Here is an 18,059-nt window from a genome sequence, read left to right as displayed (position 1 = left end):
CACGCGCTCCCGAGATGTCATGCCGACGACCTGCGATGAGGCTAGTACGCACCATCGGACGCGACGACCGCGCGGGCCGTGCGCCAGAGGATCATGAGGTCGCTCATCATCGACCAGTTCTCGACGTAGTGGACATCCAGGTTGATCGCCTCAGCGTACGCGAGGTCAGAGCGCCCTGATACCTGCCACAGACCCGTCATCCCGGGTCGCACGGTGAGTCGCCGCTCGGCGATGCGGTCGTACTGTGCGACCTCGAAGTCGCGCTGAGGGCGCGGGCCTACCAGGCTCATGTCGCCCTTGACGACATTGAGTAGCTGGGGAAGCTCGTCGATCGAGTAGCGCCGGATGAATGACCCCACACGTGTGACCCGCGGGTCCTTCGCCAACTTCGGGAGCTCAGCAAGGGACTTGCCCTCCGCCTTGAGCAACGCAGCCAACTGACTGTCGGCGTCGGAGCGCATCGAGCGGAACTTGATCATCCCAAAACGCTGACCGTCACGACCAATGCGCTCCTGTCCGTAGAAGATCCGGCCGGGGCTCGACATCTTCACCGCAACCGCGGTGGCGATGAAGAGCGGCGCAGCAGCCACGAGCAGGATCAACGCCCCGACAATGTCGAAGACGCGCTTGCTGAGCCTTGCGGCAGCGGCGTACTGCGGCTCGGCAACGTGCAGCATCGGCATGCCCGACACGTCCTGCAGGAAAAGGCGGGACGACGACACGTGCAGGACGTTGGGGGACAGGATGAGGTCGATGTTCGACCCCTCGAGCTGCCACGCAAGGTCACGAAGCGACTCGTGCCCGAGGTGCTCAGTGTCCGTCACCACGACGGTGGTGGCGCCGGACCGCGCGAGGGCCTCGGTGAAGTCCGCCCCGGAGGACATCACGGGGACACCTCGCGGCGCGTCTCCGATGATCGCGGCCAGCGGGTGGCTCTCGCCAGGGACCCACACGCCGCACACCTCGTAGCCGGCAGTCTTGTGCTTGGCGAACCACGTAGCGAGTTCTGCTGCGGCTCGCTCTCCGCCGATGACCAGAACCTTCTCGGCCGCCTCGCCCCGCACTCGCGCTCGGTGCAGGCCAACCCGGGCGAGCTTGCGCTCGATCAGCAGGCCCACGAGTCCGAGCGGGAACGCGGTCGCCAGGTAGAGGCGGGAAGCGTCCATCTGCAGGGCAACCGAGGCAATCGCCAGAATCGCGAAGACACGGAACGTCGCAACGACAACCCGTCGGTACTCCTCCCAGCCGTGACCAACGACCTTAGGGCTGCGCGCCTGGTGCATCTGCAACGACAGCCACCACGTCGCCGCGAGCGCGACGCCGAGGACGGCGTATGAAGCACCGAGACCGCTGACCGGTCGGTCCGAGGACACCCCGAATCGAACGACTTGCGCGGTGCCCACAGCCAGCGCGAGCACGACGAGGTCCCCGATCAGGAGGGCACGCGCGTGTCGTCGACGCCAGTCGACAGCTGCGCCGTCCCGCTCGGTGTTCGCGATCTGGATCGATCGATGCGTTACCTCTGCACGAGGCATCACTGCTTCGGGCACACGACTGACTACCGACATTTGCATCCCCCACGGATGACTTGGACCCCGAGACCCCCCGGGACAGCTGCGTCAACCAACCCCTGACTGACATGCATACGCTAAGCGAGATTCGGGCCAGCTCGTGGAAAGTTGAACGAACATGAACCGTATGTGAGGTGTGCTGTTCCTCACCAGTTACTCGCCCCCCACCCCTATGGGGGTAAATAGGTGTGCAGCGACGCTTCGGCAGACGAGCCGACCAGTTCGACGCACCTAGCGCGGATGGTCACATGGGACTAGAGCGGCAAACCTGAGGACCGTTTTTTGCCAGAATTCAACAACTCTGCTCGCCCGACCCCCACAATGGCCGAATGGACGCACGTCAGGCCGAACTGCTCGCCCAGGCCGACGCCCACGAGCTGGGTCGTCGGCTTCGCTCGATCCGTGTCGCCCGGGGGCTGACCCAAGGCGAGGTGGTCGGCGACACGATGTCGGTCGCCTACCTCTCCCGCCTCGAGACGGGCGCTCGCAAGCCCACGGTGAAGGCACTCGACGCGCTCGCCGTGCGACTCGACGTGACGGTCGACTCATTGCTGGCAGTCGAGCCCGGCCAGGATCCCGACGAGGTGCGCCTCTCGCTCGACTATGCCGAGCTCGCCCTCGAGTCCGGAGAGCCGGCTGAGGCTGCCAAGCACCTCGACGCCGCCCTGAGCCGGGTGGGCGACGTGGCCGGAACCGGCCTGCGCGATCGCGCCAAGCTGCTCCACGCTCGCTCACTGGAGGCGAGCGGTCGCGAGGACGACGCCATCATCGAGCTCGAGACGCTCCTCGAGGACGGCACCGTCAGCGGCGTCAGCCGCATCAAGGCCGGCATCGCGCTCAGCCGCATCCACCGCGAGACCGGCGACCTCGGCCGTGCGATCACCAGCGGCGAGGAGGTGCTGTCGCAGCTCTCGACGGCGGGCCTGGACGCCAGTGACGAGGCGGTCCAGCTCTCGGTCACGGTCGCGGCCGCCTACTTCGAGCGTGGTGACACAGCGCACGCCGTGCGGCTGTGTAGCAAGGCCATCGCCCAGGCGGAGACGCTCGACTCTCCGCGAGCCCGCGCTTCGGCGTACTGGAACGCCAGCGTCATGCAGGCGAACCGCGGAGACATCGCAGCTGCGGTGCCGCTCGCCGAGCGCGCGTTGTCACTACTGAGCGAGGGCCAGGACGCTCGGAACCTGGCTCGCCTGCGCACCGAGGTCGGCCGGTTGCAGCTCGAGCTCGACCCGCCCGCAGTGGCCGAGGCCCGCGAGAACCTGACCCGAGCGGTCACCGAGATGGAATGGAGCAGCGCCTCTCCCACGGATCGTGCCTGGACCCTGCTCGGCCTGGCCCGGGCTGCCTACCTGTCAGGCGAGCTCGAGCAGGCCCGAGACCTGATCGGCGAGGTCGAGGTGACCTCAAGCGGGCACGCCCCGCTTGCCGAGGCGGAAGCGCTGACCCTGGCAGGCCGTACGTGCGCTGCCGAAGGACGAATGGACGAGGCAGCCAACTTCTACCAGCAAGCAGTGCTTCGCCTCTCCGCCATCGGTGCCGACAAGGCCGCTGCCCAGCTGTGGTTCGACCTGGCCGGTCTCCTCGAGAGCGTGGACCTGGCCGAGGCCGCCCGCGACGCCTACCGTCGCGCGGCGGCCTCGACAGGGCTCCGCACGCGTACAACGGTCGTCTCTCCGACCAGCGTGTGAAGGGCCGTGCGGTCTCGGGCCGCACGCAAGAAAGTCGAGACGACCAAGCTCTGATCAGCCGTGCAGATCAGCAGCACCACACGTTGCGCTGCTGGGCGTCCTTGGGAGCCGCGGTCGCAGGAGCAGCAGCCATGCCGGCCAGGCTGACGACGGCGGTGGCGGCAACGACGATGCGAGCGATGTTCTTCATGGGGACTCCTATGTGGGGTGTGAGCTGACCGAGCGAGACAGGGGAATCGTTCGCTCGCGGCGATTGTGTCAAAAATGCTGCGCGGACGCGCCGTGTCTGGCAAACTCAGTCAAGACAGATTGGCAAATGCCCCCGCCGAGATGTCTTCGCTCGTCAAGTGCCCCCCACTACGAGCCAAAGAGATGCGCTTCACCCCACGGAGCGCCCGGAGCCCCCCGCACCCCACGCGGGGGGCCCATTCTTTGCCTTCCCAGCCAGGTCATGGCCGATCCGCCTAGGGTGGCGCGCATGTCCAGCACCGACGATCGTGGATCCGACGACGTGGTCGCCCACGTCGCGGCCTTCGGTGTGGTCGTGCCGGTGCGCGCCTCGCCGGCGCTCCGCGAGCCCGTGCTCGCGGCGTGGCAGGATGCGCTGACGGACGATGAGCCCACCACCGGCGAGGTGCAGGCCCTCAATTCGGATGTCGGGAGCGCCCTCCACTACCTGTCCCCCGCCGTCACCACCGCCGCGATCGACGCCAGGGCCGGCGAGCTCGTCATGCTCCACGCCGCGGCTCTCGCCGACCCCACCAGCGGCCGGACGGCCGTGCTCGTGGCGGCCTCGGGCACCGGCAAGACGACCGCCTCGGTGACCTTGGGCAAGACCTTCGCCTACCTCACCGACGAGACGTCCGCCATCACGACGGACGGGGTCGTTCTTGCCTACCGCAAGCCGCTGTCGATCATCGACGGCGGACACCTCAAGAAGCAGGTCGCCCCGTCAGACCTCGGGCTGCTCACCACCGAGCGCGAGTGCCGACTGGCCGCGCTGCTGGTGATCGAGCGGGATCCTCACCACGAGGGTCAGCCGACCGTCGAGCTGCTCGAGACGGTGGACGCCATCGCGGCCATCGCGCCGCAGTCGTCCTACCTGCCCAGCATGGACAAGCCGCTCCACCGCCTGGCCGAGCTGATCCACCTCGTGGGCGGGGCCCGACACGTGCGGTACGCCGAGTCGGTGGACCTCGCGCCCGTCCTCACTGGGCTCTTGGCGGTGGAGTCGTGATCGTCAGGCGCGGGGTGCTGACCGATCACTACGTCGAGGACGACCGCAGCGTGGTCATGGTCGACGAGAGCGTCCTCGGGCTGTCGCCGATCGCCACGACGATCCTCGAAGCCGTGCCCGACGGCGCGGACGTCACGCTCGAAGCAATCACTCGTCACGTGGTCGCCACGTTCGGTCCGCCCGACGGAGGTGCGTCGGCTGAGGCCCTCACCGAGCAGCAGCTCTGGGACCTCGTCGCACACCGGGTCGTGGTGGTCATTGAGGACGACGGGTCTGACGACGACGAGGGTTCGGCGCTCCTCAGCCATCGGTCTGGGCCGGACGCCTTCACGGACGAATCGACCGCGGCGGTCGCAGCACTGCGGGACGCTCTGCGTCACGTGCGCTCGGACGACGACCATCACTGGACGCCGCCTGCAGGGCTGAGTCCCAGCCTCCTGGTCGGAGCAGCACGTCAGCACCATGTGATTCCCTACTTGGCCGCGAACCTCGACCGACTCGACATCCCAGCTCAAGCGAGATCCGAGTTGGGGGCCGCGGCCGGCCGCCAGCACGCGGGGGCGGTTGCGCTGGCGGCCGACCTGTCCGTGGTCGTGACGGCACTTCGCGACGCCGACATCCGAGCGCTCGCCTTCAAGGGGGTGGCCCTCTCGGCCCAGGCTTACGGGGACTTCTCGCTCCGCGGGGCCGGTGACCTCGACGTGCTTGTAGCTCCAACAGACCTCGAGCGAGCTCACGAAGTGCTCGCCTCTGCTGGCTGGGCACCGGCGCCCGGGTACCCGCGACCAGGCCCGTCGTGGGCGTGGCGCCACCTCGTCCGTACTGGCAACGAGCTGTTGCTCAGCGGCCCGAGTACCGACGTCGATCTGCACTGGCACCTGGTGCCGACCCGCGGCACGTTCCCGGACTTCGACACCTTGTGGACGCGACGTCAGGTCGTGACGGTGGATGGGCGCCCGACGCCCACACTGTCCGCCTATGACGCACTGGCGCATTCCGCTGGCCACGCTGCAAAGGATCGGTGGAGGTGGCTTCGGAGCCTGCTCGACCTGCACGTCATCGCGTCGCGGCGGGACACCTGGACCAGCGTGGATCGCCCGCTTCGCGGGGACGAGCTTCTGTCCCTCGGCCTGGCGGTTCGTGCGTTCGGCGCACCGCCCGGTGCGCCACCGGTCGCCGAGGAGGCTGCCCGAGCTGTGACCGACGACCTCTGGTGCGCCGTCCTCCGCAACCAGGTAACCACAGCTCCGGCGCACCGACCCCTGGCGATTCCAGGGATCAACTTCCTCCTTGGCCTGCGTGGGGTCTCGCGGACACACGCGTCACCGCGGGAGGTCATCCGCCTGCTGAGCAGGAGTGCACTACCCCCGTGGATCACGGCCGAGGAATCGTCTCCGCACTTCATGGCAGCGGCGCCTCGGCTGCTCGGCAAACGTGCTGCGGGCGCGGTGTCTCGCGTCAGCGTCAAGCAGGAGACTGCGCCCGAGGAAACGTAGCGGAGGGCCGTCAGGCTCCGACGACGGTCTTGCCCTTTTCGACGTTCGGGAAAGTCAGGGTCTTCAGCGGTGTCCCAGAAGGCGCTCCGGCGTAGAACGTCATGGTGACAGTCCCGCCCTGCGAGGTACCCAAGGAAACGGCCGAGTCGCCCAGCTTGGGCAGTCGCGCGAAGCCGTTGGCCGCGATCGAGGCGCCGAGCGCGAACGTGCGGGTCACGCCGTTCCACGAAATGACGACTGTGGGATTCGTGAAAGTCGTCGTCCCGGTGTTCGTCAGCGTTGTGTTGAAGGTGAACACATCGCCGTTGCCGCTGCTACGCGTGACTGAGCCGCTCGCGCTCCCCTTCGGCGTCACGCCCGGCGACGCGGCCGCGATGTTCGGCGTCGCCACGACAACGGTGACCGCCGATGCGGACCACGCTGCCCCACGCAGCGCGGTCCGACGGGTGATGCCGCTCTCGTTCGAGCGTGACTGACTGGTGAGCTGATCGCTCATTTCTGGTGCCCCCACCTGAAGTTGTGAGTGGTCGCCCCCCGACCACTGCCGGTCGACTCGTGCCGTCCGGGTGATCGGAAGGCTATACAGCGAAATCTCGAACTCCGCCGAGTTTTACTCGAATGAGGGTTTCCTCGATGAATGTTGTACTTCTCCACGGACCGCCCGATTCACGGGACGTCCCGCGCGACGGCACCTACGCTTCTCAAGACATCCGGGAAAGTAAAGGGGATCCGGTGGAGCTCGCCGACTACCTGCGCATCCTGCGCAACCACTGGATCGCCGTCACGGCGTTCATCCTGGTGGCCGCACTGGCCGCCTTCGGGTGGAGCAGCATCCAGCCCAAGGTCTACGCCGCCAGCTCGTCGGGCTTCGTGACCTCCGGCGGGGGCGGCGACCCCGGCCTCGACAGCCTGAACGACTCGCTGTCCAAGTCGCGCGCGGCGTCGTACGTCGTCCTGGCGAAGGACCGTGAGACCGCGTCGCTCGTCATCGACGACCTCGGGCTCGACACCTCGCCCGAGGGCCTGGTCGGCCGCATCGACGCCGCCCAGACGCCCGACACCGTCATCATCTCGATCACCGCCCGCGCCGGCACGCCCGAGGAGGCGCAGCAGCTCGCCGACGCGTGGGTGGGCGCGCTGGCGCAGCGGGTCAAGAGCATCGAGGCCGGCAAGTCCAACGGCAACCAGGGCATGCGCATCGAGGTGTCGGAGTCGGCGCAGCTGCCGACGAGCCCCGTGTCGCCGCAGGTCGAGCGCAACGTGCTCCTCGGCGCCGTGCTCGGCGCCCTGCTCGGGCTCGCCTACGCCGTCGTGCGCAGCCTGCTCGACCGCCGCATCCGCTCGAGCGAGGACGTGGAGCGCGACACCGGCGTACCTGTTGTGGGCTCGGTCCCCGACGTCGGCAAGTCGCCCGGCATCTTCGTCGGCACGACCACCGGCAACGCCGCGCTCGCCGCCGAGGGCGTACGCCGCCTGCGCACCAACCTGTCCTACATGGACGTCGACAACCCGCCGCGCGCGATCGTCGTCACCAGCCCCAAGCAGGGCGACGGCAAGTCGACGGTCGCCGCCAACCTGGCCGCCGCCCTCGCCGGCTCCGGGCAGGCCGTGACGCTCGTCGACGCCGACCTGCGCCGACCGACCGTCGCGGCCACCGCCGGTGTCGACGACACCGTTGGCCTCACCGACGTGCTGACCGGCCGCCTCGAGCTGGCCGACGCCCTCCAGTCGCACCCGACCATCGAGGGCCTCAGCGTGCTCACCTCGGGCTCGCGCCCGCCCAACCCCAGCGAGATCCTGGGGTCGCAGGCCATGCGCAGCGTGATCGCCGACCTCACCGCCAAGGGGATGCTCATCATCGACGCACCTCCCCTGCTGCCCGTGACCGACGCCGCCGTCGTCGCCCACGCGGCCGACGGTGCCTTCGTCGTGGTCTCGGCCGGCAAGACGCTCGACACCGAGCTCGACAACGCGCTGGGCCACCTGCGCACGGTCAACGCCCGTCCGCTCGGCATCATCCTCAACCGCGTCTCCAAGCGCACCGTCGGCGCCGGCAACTACGGCCACTACGGCTACGGCACGGACGACTACGTCGAGAGCACCGCCGGCCGGCGCAAGAACCGCCACTGACCCCTCCCTGTTCCCGCGCTGGCACCCGGTCGCTCGAAGGTCTGCACCGGGCGGACCAGACCACATCAAGGTTTCCCGCACGTTCCCTGCAGCCCGATGGCAACGGGCGAAAGTCGACCTACGCTCGCCGCACCGGCCCGTGGGGGTGCCGGGTTTCACCGACGTGGGGGTGCACCGTGTCCGATCAGGCACGCATGGGGTCGACCGTGCTCAACAGACGGGCTGTCGTCCGGGGAGCCGTGTGGTCGCTGCCCGCGGTGACCGTCGCGACGACCGCGCCGGCGTTCGCCAACGCGTCGGGCTCCCTGGGCATCAGCGCCCCGGTGGCGAGCTACCAGGCCCCCGACCGGCTGACGCTGTCGACGACCGTCGAGGGCGCTCCGGGCCAGGCCGGGGTGCTCACGCTCCGGATCGAAGAGGCACACCTCTTCGGCTCCGTCGCCATCGCGTCGGGCGCGCCCGGCACGGTGACCCCGCTGCCCAACGGCACCTTCACCCTGACCTACCCCGTCACGCCGGGTCCCTTCACCACGACCCTCGACCTCGGCGAGGACACCCTCGCCGGGCAGTTCCGGGGCACCCGGGGCGACGAGACGATCCTGCGCGCCGCGATTGCCCCGTCGGCGTCCGACCCGGCGCCCGTCCCGGTGGCGCACCTCGGCTTCGCATCGGTCGAAACCGTGAGTGCGTCGGCGGCGTGGGCGTCCTACACCGCCGTGCGAGTCGAGGCGAGCGGCGTGCGCCTGACGGGCGGCCCGCAGCCGTCCGTAGGACGGCTCCGAGTCGCCATGACGGTCCCGGCCGCCGTCTACAACAACCCGAATCCTCCGGCCGTGTCCGACCTGGCGCCTGGGTGGATGGTCGATCCGCTCAACGAGATCAGGCACTGGGGCGGAGGCTGGACGATGCGCTTCGTCACGACCCAGGAGGCGCACACGTCCTTGACCGGCGACGCTTCCCACCGCGGTCCGGGCGCGTTCGGCGTCACGCTGACCCATGACAGCACCGGCTTCTTCGAGGCAGGTCGCTTCGCCGTCGACGTCACCACGGACGAGACTGCGTTCGGCTGGGGCGAGGACGCGTCCAAGATCGTCGACCAGGACATCCGGGTCGACCTCGGCCCTCGCCCGCCTGCCTGACGGCGGGCTGACCGGCCGCCTCAGCGGGGCAGCAGCACGCAGACGCTGGTGCCCTCGCCGAGGGTGCTCTCCAGCGACACCACGCCGCCGTGCGCCTCGACGATGCTGCGCACGATCGTGAGGCCGAGCCCGGTGCCAGGCACCTGGAGCCGGCGGGCGTTGGCTCCGCGGTAGAACCGGCCGAACACCTGCTCCACCTCGCTCGCGTCGATGCCGGTGCCCTCGTCGGTCACCGTGAGCACGACGTGCTCCTTGCGCGCGGCCAGGTCGACCGTCACGACGCAGCCCTCGCGGCTGTAGGCGATCGCGTTGTCGAGCAGGTTGTCGAAGACCTGGCGCAGCCGCATCCCGTCGGCGACGGCCGGCAGCGCGTCGGGCACGCGGGCGTCGATCCGGACACCCCGGCTGTCGGCGTCGAGCGACGCCGCGTCGACGGCCTCGCAGAGCAGGACGGCGACGTCGACGCGGTAGGGGTCGACCAGCGGCGAGCCGGCCGAGACCCGCGTGGTGAAGAGCAGGTCGGCGACCAGGTGCGAGAGCCGGAGCATGTTGCGCCGCGCGGCGCTCACCTGCTGCTGGCCATCGGGCGTGACGTCGGTCGACTCGTCGAGCAGCTCGAGGTAGGCCAGCGCCGCCGTGAGCGGCGTACGGAGCTCGTGGGAGATCGTCGAGACGAACTCGTCCTTGACGCTCATCGCCCGCACCAGGTCGGTCACGTCGTGGTAGGCGAGGACCGCGCCCGCGAGCGCGCCCGAGCGGTCGAGCACCCGGCGCGCGGAGACCGACAGCGCACGACGCGACTGCGGGTGCTCCCCCACCCACATGCGTACGTCGTCGAACTCCTCGCCGCGTGAGGCGCGCACCGACGGCATGTCGTGGCGATCGAGCGGCCGCTGGTCGGCGTCGAACGCGAAGCCGGCCTGCCCGGCCTGGCCGTGGTGGCCGTCGGGGAAGGCGAGCTCGAGGAACTCCCGGTGGCGGGCGTTCATGGCGACGTAGCGGCCCTCGGCGTCGATGCGGAGCAGGCCGACGGCGACGCCCTCGAAGATCGCCTGGGCCGTACGACGGTCCGCCTCCGCGGCGGCCTCCGCGGCGTCGAGCCGGTCGACGAACGCCTGGCGCTCGCTGAGGTCGACGATCTGGGAGATGAAGTGGATCGGGGTGCCCGACGGGTCGCGCAGCAGGGCGACGGACAGGTCGCCGACCAGGATGCTGCCGTCGGCGCGGACGTAGCGCTTGGTGATCCGGTAGGAGCTGATCTCGCCCGCCAGCGTCTGCTCGAACAGCCTGAGGTCGGCGTCGAGGTCGTCGGGATGGGTGATGTCCTGGAAGGACTTCGTGATGAGCACGTCGGCCTCGTAGCCGAGCATGTCGCACAGGGAGACGTTGGCGGTCATGAACCCACCCGTCGGCGACACGATCGCCATCCCGACGGGCGAGTGCTCCATGGTCAGGCGCCAGAGCTCGTCGGTCTCGGGGATGGGTGCGATCTCGGCGACCATCACCACCTCCGCTCTTCACGACACAGCCCAAGACGACGGCACACGGCCCGGACCGCCACGGTAGGACGCCCACAAGCCCGCCGACCGGGGTGTGGGGGAATGGTGGCGAAAATGAGAGGAACGCCCCGCGCTCACGGCGCGAGGCGTCCCTCCTGTGGTCTGGACCAGTCGTTCAGCGGGCAAGGACGAGCCTCCGCTCGCGCTGCTCCAGCTCGTTGCTCTTGGCGCCCGCCTCGACCGCCCCCTCACCGTTGAGGAGGCCCAGGGCGCCGAGCAGTGCCCACGGGATCGAGACGAGGGTGGGGACGATCTTCGAGCGACCGCGCGGCCGCCTGGCAGTTCCCACGCCGCGGGTCGTCCACACCAGGTCACCGGACGCGATGCGCGCACGGGCCGCCTGGGTCGCCAAGCCCGGCAGGCCCCTTGACTCGTCGAAGAGCTCGGTCTCCAGGTCGGGAGTCGGCCTCGCCTGAAGCACCAGACCCAGCAACCGACCGAAGTCCGCCCGGCCCAGGGGGCCGACCCCGACGAGGGAGTCGCGCCCCTCGGCAGCGGGCTCCTCGACGTGGGTGACGGGGACGAGGAAGATGCGTCCGCGGCTGCGCGCGCGGTCGGTCAGCATGTCGGCCAGCCCGCGGGTCAACGGACCCTGGTCGGCGAGCCGCTGCAGTGTCGGTCCGATGTGCGAGCGGGCGCACCCGTCGTCGGCGGCGTCGATCGAGTCGTCGGCGATCGGGAGCATTAGCGTCCGACCAGCTTCGTCGGCGACCGCGTCACGGCCCGATCCCGGCTCGCCGACCAGCCACACGACGCCGCCCCTTCGGTCCGGATCCAGCAACCAGGCCATCGCCGCAGACACCACCTGCGCGACCTCGGCCTCGCGACCCACGACCGTCTCGCGCGGGGGCCACTCGTCGCACGAGCCGACGACCTCCAGGTAGAGCGCCCGCGTCTGCGGCGCCGGGTCGACGCCGTAGTCGTCCGCGAGTCGCCGCCGCAGCCGCTCGAACTCCTCGACGGGCTTCGCGGCCTCGCCCAACGCGTACCAGGCGCGCATGAGGGCGCGCGTCGAGCGGTCGGTGACGTCGATGCCGGCGGCCCGCTGGGCGAACTCCAAGGACTGGCGCCAGTCGGCGCACCTGCCGGCCGCCTCGGCGCCGTCGAGGAGCAGACCCATGCGTTCGGCGCGCAGCTCAGCGCGCGCGTCGTGCAGGCGGGCACACTCGCTGCCCGTGACGTCGAGGTCGCCCTCGTAGAGGTCCTCGGCCTGCCTGGCCAGCTCGACGACCTGCGCGGGGACGCCGTCAGACCGCGCCACCTCCACCCGGGCTGCGAGGCCCCAGAAGGCGTCGACGTCGACCCAGGCGTCCAACATCAGTCCGTGATCGACACGGACGATGCTCTCGGTCCCCAGCACCCGGCGGACGTGGGCGACAGCCGTCCGGAGGCTGGTCCCGCCCCGGTCGGGGCCGGCAGCGGGCCAGAACAGCTCGACCAACGTGTCACAGGCCACGGGCGTGCCGCGCGAGAGTGCGAGCACCCTGAGCAGGTCGAACGACTTCGCCGTCCGCCACGCGTCGGGTTCGACCACCCCGCCGGCGCAATCCTGCACACAGGCGTGCCCCAACAGCCTCACGACAGGCTTCTCGCCCGCTGGATCCATGCTTCCCCCCGGTCGCACCACTCATCCGCAGTCAAGCGTGACATGACACCCAGGGGACCCGCGGGCGTTTCCGCACGGCTGTACCCCATCCGGGGGGTGCCTGCCTAGACCGGGGTGCCTCATTTCACGAGATGTTCACGCGTGCGTTCCCACACTGCCGAGACGCGAGCCGAGTGGGGTCTCGTGTCACCCGTCCAAGGGTGGAGCACAAGGGGAGTCATCATCATGAGCTTGACGAGAATGCCCGCACGGACGGGCCGGCGGAACCTCCGCACCGCCCTGGTCGGCGCACTGGCGACCGCCCTCGCGGTCACCGGCGTGACCGGCCTGGTCGCACCACCCGGAGCGAGCGCGAAGGACACGAACCCGGACTTCGTGCTGGTCGAGGAGGACCTCGAGCACATCCTGAAGCAGATCCAGATCGCGGAGGCCCACGCGGCCGGCGGCAACCTGCTCTGCGCCACGCGGACGGACACCACCGGCAAGTGCGTGCCCGATCCCGCCCTTCCGCTGGGCCTGCGAACCGTCGACGGGTCCTTCAACAACCTCGAGAACCCCCACTACGGCGCGGCGGACCAGCCATTCCCCCGCAAGTTGCCGGTCCGCTGGCGCCGGGCGGAGTCAGTCCCACCCGGCGCGCCCGGCAACAACCCCGCCAACACCAGCATGTGTGCCGCCGGCGAGACGTGCTACGGCCAGCGCCAGGGCTTCGTCTACGACTCCGAGCCCCGTGTCATCAGCAACCTGATCGTGGACCAGACCGTGGCCAACCCCGCCGCACAGAACGCGGCCGCCAACACCCCCGGTTCCTCGATCGACGCGGACGGCAACGTGTTCGTCCCCAACACCGCCCCCGACGAGGGACTGTCGGCGCCGTTCAACGCATGGTTCACCTTCTTCGGCCAGTTCTTCGACCACGGACTCGACCTGGTCAACAAGGGAGGCAACGGCACCCTGGTGGTGCCTCTGCGCCCGGACGACCCGTTGTACGTCGACGGCAGCCCGACCAACTTCCTGATGCTGACCCGGGCCACCCGCTACCCCGGCCCCGACGGCCAGGTCGGCACCGAGGACGACGTCCACAACAACCAGACGACGCCCTTCATCGACCAGAACCAGACCTACACCTCGCACCCGTCCCACCAGGTCTTCCTGCGCGAGTACGATCTGCGCGACCACGACGATGACCCGGCCACGCCCAACGTCCCTGTCGACACCGGCCAGCTGCTGGACGGGACGCTGCCGGGCGGCGGCACCGGTGGCCTGGCCACCTGGGCCGACGTCAAGCGCCAGGCGCGCGAGGTGCTCGGCATCGCCTTGGGCGCCCAGGGCGACCCCGGACCGGGCAACAACGACTACCCGGACGTCGCGAACGTCCCCCAGGTCGACGTGGACCCCTACGGCAACTTCATCCCCGGCGACGACGGGTTCCCGGTGCTCCAGATGCAGGACGGAACCGAGGTCGAGGGCGACCCGAACAGCCCGGTGAGCACCGAAGGGGCCGCGCGCACCAACCACGCGTTCCTGGACGACATCGCCCACGGCGCCACCCAGGACCCCAACGACCTGAGCGGCTACGACAACGTGGCGCTCGACGACCACTTCGTCACCGGTGACGGCCGCGGCAACGAGAACATCGGCCTGACCTCGGTGCACCACATCTTCCACTCCGAGCACAACCGGATGGCCGAGGCGATCGAGGACGTCCTCGACAAGCCGGAGAACGAGCAGCTCAAGCTCGCGTTCATGGGTGAGTCCAACACCTACAACGAGCTGCTCGGCGAGCCGCTCCCCGACGGCCCCGAGGCCGACGACTGGACCTACGAGCAGCGGCTCTTCCAGGCGGCTCGCTTCCCGACCGAGATGCAGTACCAGCACCTCGTGTTCGAGGAGTTCGCCCGCAAGATCCAGCCGGCGATCGACGCCATCGTGCTCAACGAGAACAGCTACGACGCGACCATCAACCCGGCGATCGTCGCGGAGTACGCGCACGTCGTCTACCGGTTCGGCCACTCGATGCTCACTGAGGACATCGAGCGCAACCTGCCAGGTGTGCCGGGCGTCGAGGACGTCAGCCTGCTCGACGGCTTCCTCAACCCACGGACGTACGACAACGACGGCACGCTGACACCGGAGCAGGCCGCCGGCGCAGTGGTCAACGGTACGACCAACCAGGTCGGCGGGCAGATCGACGAGCACGTCATCGACACGCTGCGCAACGACCTGCTCGGGCTGCCCCTCGACCTGGCGACCATCAACATGGTCCGTGCCAGGGACGTCGGCGTCCCGCCCCTGCAGGTGGCTCGCAAGACGTTCTTCGAGGAGAGCGGCGACCCGATGCTGAAGCCGTACGAGAGCTGGATCGACTTCGGCCTCGGCATGAAGAACGGCGACAACTTCGGTCGGGAGTCGGCCAACCCCAACGCCTCGCTGGTCAACTTCGTCGCGGCGTACGGCAAGCACCCGACGATCCAGGCCGTCGGCACCGTCGCGGGCAAGCGCGAGGCGGCCAACCAGATCGTCAACTGGGAGGACTTCCCGGGCGTCGCACCGGCCGACAGTGAGGCCTTCATGACGAGCACCGGCGCCTGGGCCGACGAGGGCGGCGACACGACCACCGGCCTCGAGGAGGTCGACTTCTGGATCGGCGGACTCGCCGAGGCGCTCGAGCCGTTCGGTGGCATGCTCGGCTCGACCTTCAACTACGTCTTCGAGAAGCAGATCGAGGACCTGCAGTTCGGCGACCGGTTCTACTACCTGTTCCGCAACCAGGGCAACCAGCTCTTCTCCGCCCTGGAGGGGAACTCGTTCTCCGGTCTGATCCAGCGCAACACCGATGCCACGCTGCTCCCGGCGGACATCTTCGCGGTGCAGGATCCCTACATCGACCTGGAGAACCTCCCGGACCCGTTGCCGGCCGGCCTCATCCTGATGCCTGACGGCACCTACCGGTGGGACGGCGACGAGCACATCGAGATCCACGGCCGCCGGGACGCGGACGACAGGATCCGGGCAGGTCAGGGCGATGACGCGCTCTGGGGCTACGGGGGCAACGACCGCATCGAGGGCGGCTCCGGCAACGACAGCCACATCGGCGGTCCGGGCAACGACGTCCTGACCGACACCTTCGGTGACGACAACATGAAGGGTGGGTGGGGCAACGACGCCCTGAAGGGCGGGTCGGGCGACGACCTGCTGCTCGCCGGCCACGGTCACGACTACGTGGTCTCGGGCAACGACTTCAAGACCGTCTTCGGCAGCACCGGGCGGGACGTGGTGATCGGGGGCAACGGCCGTGACACGGTCTTCGCCGGCGAGCACGACGACTGGATCGAGGGGGGCGCGCACGCCGACCTGATGCAGGGCGACAACGCCAACCAGTTCCAGAGCAACCCGCACGGCGGCGACGACATCGTCGACGGCGGCGCCGGCAACGACGACGTGGAGGGTGAGGGCGGCCACGACATCCTGATCGGTCGCCCCCAGGGCACCGACCGCATGGAGGGCATGCACGGCTACGACTGGGTGACCTACCGCGGCGACACCACCGGCGTCGACGTGGACCTGCGGTTCACCACCCTCCAGCGGCCCGACATGCAGGCGATCCGTGACCGCTTCGACCTGGTCGAGGGCATCTCGGGCGGTGACGGCGACGACGTGCTGCGCGGCATGGGCACCGAGATCGACGACGTCCCCGACCTCGACGAGCACAAGATGACCCAGGAGTCGGTGGACAAGATCGCCGGTCTCCGCGACATGCTCGACCCGGGTCACGCCGAGAACTACCTGGAGCGGTTCATGAAGCAGCCCGTCGGGTTCGACACCGATGGCGTCAGCAACCTGCTCCTCGGTGGTGGCGGCAGCGACATGATGCAGGGACGGGTCGGTGACGACTTCATCGACGGCGACGCCTACCTGGACGTCTACGTCACGGTGGACGGCACGCGTTACGACAGCCCGTCGGCGCTCGCGCTGCAGACCGGCATCTTCAACGGCACGATCGACCCGGGGGACATCCAGTACCACCGCGAGATCGTCGGGACGTCGAACGAGGGCGACAACGACATCGCCGTCTACGGCGCGCCGAGCTCGGCGTACGAGATCGCCGACCTCGGTGACGGCTACTGGAAGGTGCAGTACGCCAGCGACGAAGCCGAGGCCGAGGAGGCCGAGGGCTCGGACGTCATCCGCAACATCGAGCTGCTGCACTTCGACGACGGCTGCTTCGTCCTCGGGCCGGCGCCGATGGAGTCGTGTGGCGACTTCGGCACCGCCTCGCTCGAGTACGACGTGCCCACGACCGAGGACCAGCCGATCACCGCTCGCGTGGTCTTCGACGGTGAGATCACGGTGAACGACCCGACCAACGTCCAGTTCCGCTGGCTGATGGCCGAGGAGGAGGACGTCAACACCGGGGAGGAATGGCTGGCCGGTGCCGTGCAGGACCCGCAGGACTGCGGGCGCAACGCGGACGGTCACGTCGAGTGCACCGTGACCTTCACGCCCGGTGACCTCGAGGTCGACAACCTGCTCCGGGTCGAGGTGACCTTCATGGACGACGGAGACGTCCTCCGGAGCATCAAGTCGCCGGCCACGACCGAGATGGTGGTCAACGTCCAGGACGCGCCGGTCCCGCCGGTGCTGAGCACGCAGGACCCGGCCGTCGGCCAGGTGGTGCGCGCCTCGGGCCTGCAGGACGAGGACGGCCTCGGCGAGGCCGGCGAGACCCTCCAGTGGATCTGGCAGGTCGCCGACGTCGGCTCGTCGAGCTGGACCGACGTCGCGACGAACCCGTTCAACATCACGGGCTTCGTCCCGCAGCCTGCTCACTCGGGCAGGCGGCTGCGGGTGGTCGCCAGCTACACCGACGACCACGGCACCCAGGAGAACGCCACGTCGCTGCCGACGAACCCGATCACGGGACCGACGGATCCGGGTCCGTCCGCGCCGTCGGCACCGTTCGCCGGTGCGGCGACGGTCTCTGGCCCGGCCTCCGTCCTCGTGACGTGGACCCCGCCCGTGGACGACGGTGGTGCCGCCATCGCCGGCTACACGCTGACCGTGTACGCCAACGGAACGGTCCGAGGGACCCGGAGCGCCGGGGCGAGTGCGTCCAGCATCCAGGTGGGCAACCTCGACACCGACCCGGCCATCGCGTACACGTTCCGGGTCGCCGCCCGCAACGCGGCCGGGACGGGTGCGGCGTCCGGCCTGATGGGCCCGGTCGCCTTCGGCACGACGCCGCCGCCCGTCGTCCAGCCGCCGGTGGTCCAGCCGCCGGTGGTCCAACCGCCGGCGACGCAACCGTCAGCGGTCACTGTCGACGGGACGCCGCGCCTGGTCGGGGTGGCAGCCGTCGGGGAGAAGGTCCGGGTGAGGGTCCCCGAGGTCACCACGCCCGGGAAGGCGAAGGTGACGGTCACCTGGAAGGTCGGAGGGAAGCGCGTCAAGGGCGCGACCGGCAAGGCCTACCGGATCAGGACCGCCGACCAGGGCAAGAAGATCAAGGCGGTCCTGAAGATCGAGCAGCCCGGGTTGAAGAAGATCCGGGTGCACACGAAGCCGGTCAGGATCCGGCGCTAGCGTGAGACGCGAAACGGCCCCGCCGCGAGGCGGGGCCGTTCGTGCGCGTC

At 69.5% G+C, this 18,059-nt stretch carries 11 protein-coding genes; 6 read left to right on the top strand and 5 right to left on the bottom strand.

What is annotated here, in order from left to right:
- Positions 1 to 41: 41 nt before the first annotated feature.
- Positions 42 to 1,550, bottom strand: a complete 1,509-nt coding sequence (locus tag AC3A3L_RS20490) for a sugar transferase (protein WP_487641888.1) — start codon at positions 1,548 to 1,550, stop codon at positions 42 to 44.
- 350 nt (positions 1,551 to 1,900) lie between these two features.
- Here AC3A3L_RS20490 and AC3A3L_RS20485 point away from each other — a divergent pair, with 350 nt between their 5' ends.
- Positions 1,901 to 3,259, top strand: coding sequence for a helix-turn-helix domain-containing protein (locus AC3A3L_RS20485; protein ID WP_487641887.1), 1,359 nt, complete (start codon positions 1,901 to 1,903; stop codon positions 3,257 to 3,259).
- A 67-nt stretch (positions 3,260 to 3,326) separates the two neighbouring features.
- Here AC3A3L_RS20485 and AC3A3L_RS20480 read toward each other — a convergent pair whose 3' ends face one another.
- On the bottom strand, positions 3,327 to 3,449 hold the full coding sequence (locus AC3A3L_RS20480; protein WP_487641886.1) for a hypothetical protein: 123 nt from the start codon (positions 3,447 to 3,449) through the stop codon (positions 3,327 to 3,329).
- Between the two features lie 288 nt (positions 3,450 to 3,737).
- Here AC3A3L_RS20480 and AC3A3L_RS20475 point away from each other — a divergent pair, with 288 nt between their 5' ends.
- Positions 3,738 to 4,496 carry a hypothetical protein gene (locus AC3A3L_RS20475; RefSeq protein ID WP_487641885.1) on the top strand — a complete coding sequence of 253 codons (759 nt, stop codon included), beginning with the start codon at positions 3,738 to 3,740 and terminating at the stop codon, positions 4,494 to 4,496.
- The gene (locus AC3A3L_RS20470; RefSeq protein WP_487641884.1) at positions 4,493 to 5,992 is read left to right on the top strand and encodes a nucleotidyltransferase domain-containing protein; all 1,500 of its coding nucleotides are present in this window, start codon (positions 4,493 to 4,495) and stop codon (positions 5,990 to 5,992) included. Before AC3A3L_RS20475 ends, AC3A3L_RS20470 begins: the two co-directional genes overlap by 4 nt.
- Before the next feature lie 10 nt (positions 5,993 to 6,002).
- On the opposite strand, the gene AC3A3L_RS20465 is transcribed toward AC3A3L_RS20470, so the two are convergent.
- Entirely contained in the window at positions 6,003 to 6,488 is a 486-nt protein-coding gene (locus AC3A3L_RS20465) for a hypothetical protein (protein ID WP_487641883.1), read from the bottom strand.
- A 236-nt stretch (positions 6,489 to 6,724) separates the two neighbouring features.
- On the opposite strand from AC3A3L_RS20465, the gene AC3A3L_RS20460 reads away from it, so the two are divergent.
- Complete coding sequence (locus AC3A3L_RS20460; RefSeq protein WP_487641882.1) at positions 6,725 to 8,122, top strand: tyrosine-protein kinase domain-containing protein; 1,398 nt, start codon at positions 6,725 to 6,727, stop codon at positions 8,120 to 8,122.
- 176 nt (positions 8,123 to 8,298) lie between these two features.
- Complete coding sequence (locus tag AC3A3L_RS20455) at positions 8,299 to 9,261, top strand: hypothetical protein (RefSeq protein ID WP_487641881.1); 963 nt, start codon at positions 8,299 to 8,301, stop codon at positions 9,259 to 9,261.
- A 20-nt stretch (positions 9,262 to 9,281) separates the two neighbouring features.
- Here the strand turns inward: AC3A3L_RS20455 and AC3A3L_RS20450 are convergent, their stop codons facing one another.
- Both AC3A3L_RS20450 and AC3A3L_RS20445 read right to left on the bottom strand, forming a co-directional pair.
- Entirely contained in the window at positions 9,282 to 10,763 is a 1,482-nt protein-coding gene (locus AC3A3L_RS20450) for a sensor histidine kinase (RefSeq protein ID WP_487641880.1), read from the bottom strand.
- 172 nt (positions 10,764 to 10,935) lie between these two features.
- Complete coding sequence (locus AC3A3L_RS20445; RefSeq protein ID WP_487641879.1) at positions 10,936 to 12,354, bottom strand: AfsR/SARP family transcriptional regulator; 1,419 nt, start codon at positions 12,352 to 12,354, stop codon at positions 10,936 to 10,938.
- A 312-nt stretch (positions 12,355 to 12,666) separates the two neighbouring features.
- Here AC3A3L_RS20445 and AC3A3L_RS20440 point away from each other — a divergent pair, with 312 nt between their 5' ends.
- Complete coding sequence (locus AC3A3L_RS20440; RefSeq protein WP_487641878.1) at positions 12,667 to 18,009, top strand: peroxidase family protein; 5,343 nt, start codon at positions 12,667 to 12,669, stop codon at positions 18,007 to 18,009.
- The last annotated feature ends 50 nt before the right edge of the window (positions 18,010 to 18,059 follow it).

Source organism: Nocardioides sp. Soil_C_8, from assembly GCF_057656315.1.
The sequence above is the reverse complement of the archived record's forward strand: the minus strand, read 5'-3'. Positions and strand labels throughout refer to the sequence as shown.

Coding starts and splice junctions, on each gene's coding strand:
- AC3A3L_RS20485 (WP_487641887.1), top strand. CDS start 1,901: ATGGACGCACGTCAGGCCGAACTGCTCGCCCAGGCCGACGCCCACGAG.
- AC3A3L_RS20480 (WP_487641886.1), bottom strand. CDS start 3,449: ATGAAGAACATCGCTCGCATCGTCGTTGCCGCCACCGCCGTCGTCAGC.
- AC3A3L_RS20475 (WP_487641885.1), top strand. CDS start 3,738: ATGTCCAGCACCGACGATCGTGGATCCGACGACGTGGTCGCCCACGTC.
- AC3A3L_RS20465 (WP_487641883.1), bottom strand. CDS start 6,488: ATGAGCGATCAGCTCACCAGTCAGTCACGCTCGAACGAGAGCGGCATC.
- AC3A3L_RS20450 (WP_487641880.1), bottom strand. CDS start 10,763: ATGGTCGCCGAGATCGCACCCATCCCCGAGACCGACGAGCTCTGGCGC.
- AC3A3L_RS20440 (WP_487641878.1), top strand. CDS start 12,667: ATGCCCGCACGGACGGGCCGGCGGAACCTCCGCACCGCCCTGGTCGGC.